At 46.4% G+C, this 1,899-nt stretch carries 4 protein-coding genes; all 4 read left to right on the forward strand.

The features are described from left to right. The first annotated feature begins 223 nt into the window (after nucleotides 1-223). Complete coding sequence (locus tag EV207_RS22760; RefSeq protein WP_132743787.1) at nucleotides 224-517, forward strand: WXG100 family type VII secretion target; 294 nt, start codon at nucleotides 224-226, stop codon at nucleotides 515-517. Nucleotides 518-617: 100 nt separating this feature from the next. Then, complete coding sequence (locus EV207_RS22765; protein WP_132748739.1) at nucleotides 618-1,046, forward strand: DUF5082 family protein; 429 nt, start codon at nucleotides 618-620, stop codon at nucleotides 1,044-1,046. Next, nucleotides 1,047-1,307 (forward strand): DUF5344 family protein, encoded by a 261-nt coding sequence (locus tag EV207_RS22770; protein ID WP_165887052.1) that lies wholly within the window; start codon nucleotides 1,047-1,049, stop codon nucleotides 1,305-1,307. Beyond that, the coding region (locus tag EV207_RS22775) for a T7SS effector LXG polymorphic toxin (RefSeq protein WP_207902993.1) at nucleotides 1,304-1,899 on the forward strand (596 nt) is incomplete at its 3' end. The genes EV207_RS22770 and EV207_RS22775, both read left to right, overlap by 4 nt.

Here is a 1,899-nt window from a genome sequence, read left to right on the forward strand (position 1 = left end):
GTGAAGATTGAGACTCTATGAAAAAGCGAGAAGGTTCATTACTGGTTACTAGACTATGTATTTAACTTGTTTCCACAGAAAATAGCGAGGAACCAATTATGAATGGCGAGTTGGGAACCCGTGAGCAAGGATACTAATTAGCATTTGAAACGATATTGTCTTTCATTCGTAGTTATTTTATAATGCTAAAAGAGGGAAAAATATGTAAGAGGAGAGGATCAATTTGGCAGGACAAATTCGTGTAACGCCAGAAGAACTTCGTGATATGGCATCACGTTACAATAATGAAAGCGGCAATGTGGAAGATTTGGTGGGCCGTCTTGACACAATGAAGGGCCAGCTGCAAGGCATGTGGGAAGGTGCTTCAAGTGACGCTTTTGCCGCGCAATATGAGGAACTCAAGCCTTCATTTGTGAAAATGGCTAATCTGCTAGCTGACATTTCCAAGCAGCTTGGCGATACAGCGAATATCATTGAAGATACAGACAATCAAATCGCTGGCCAAATCCGCGGTTAATCTTAGTCTATCAAACTCATAATATGTGAAGTGAGCGCTTGATTCTTACGGGAAGAAGGCGCTTCTTCCATTTTAGTCCTTTGAACAGAGGTGATAACCTATGAGTCTTTCAAGTATATTGAGCAGCGTTCACAGTTCCATAGCTAGCCAGTCGGGTGATATTGACCGGCAAATCGCGAAGCTGGAACATGCCAAAAGCAGGATTGAGAGCGAGCAGAATGCTTGTCTTGGCGAAATTAGAAAGGTCGAACAACCTGACCTCGGAAACGATTGGACCGGGACACGTGCGGGGAAGTTTGATGATACCCGGGAAGCGGCACGCCAGGCGATGACAAATATATATGAGTATGATTATGATATGTACAAAAGCCGGATCGACGGAAGAATTAATGGGCTTAAAATCGAACGGGGCGCTTTAAATGCGGCAAGCGCTATTGCTCATGAAGCCGGCGAGCTGATGGAAAAAGGCGAGGACTTCATGGAAGCAGCGGGGGATAAGCTGAGTGAGTTAAAAGGGTGGTTGTTTTAGGTGACGGAAATTAAATTAAAACATGATGTTGTCATGAGTCATTTGGATAAAGTGAAGACCACGCTTGGCAAGCTCTCTTTGCCTGATCCCGGCTCCGTGGGGGAAAACAAGCTGGATTTTACGGACGGCTGGCTTGAGCGCGAAGCAGCGATTAAGAAGAATGTATCGGAATACATCAAAGTGGTGGAAAAGAATATCGAGGATACGCGGGCGAGTGTCGAGTTGTTGAAACGGCAGGATGAAGCGATGGTGAGAAAATGATTCCGGCATCTAGAGGAAGCGGAGGCTCATCTGCGCATAAGGTTTATGATGCAAAGGCCTTGGCGGAAGCGATGAAGGAACGCCACGGCCATTATGAAACATTGCAGGATCAGCTGGAATCATTGCGTGATGCCATGGCTGGCATGACAAAGCTGGATGATGTGCTGAAGGGCAAAGGCGCCGATAGCATCAAAGGCTTTTACCAGGCCCAAGTCGATGTCGCCAATGCCTGGCTTGATTTTGTCAAAGTCCAGCTCGCTTTTCTGAAAGGGGTGTCCGCTGCCGCAGAAGACAATGATCTCGGCGGCAACACCATTGTTGATCTCGACTTTCTGATCGAGGATCTTTACCGTTCCGATACCCGGGCCAAGGATATCGTCGCTGGCCAGCAGGAGGACTTGCAAAAGATTTTTAATGGTATCAAAGATATCCTAACGCTTGAGGTCTTCGATAGCGGCGATTTTGAAGACAAGATCGGCGAAGCGGAAAAGGAACGGAATGATACGATTGAAAAGGTTGCAACGCTGGACAGTGATTTGACGGAGGAATATAAGGCCTCCGAATCAACACAGCTTTACGTTGGGGCTTTATA

Source organism: Scopulibacillus darangshiensis (assembly GCF_004341035.1).
GTDB lineage: Bacteria > Bacillota > Bacilli > Bacillales > Sporolactobacillaceae > Scopulibacillus > Scopulibacillus darangshiensis.

What these genes read in the sequence shown, in the direction of transcription:
- EV207_RS22765 (WP_132748739.1), top strand. Translation starts at nt 618, where the DNA reads ATGAGTCTTTCAAGTATATTGAGCAGCGTTCACAGTTCCATAGCTAGC.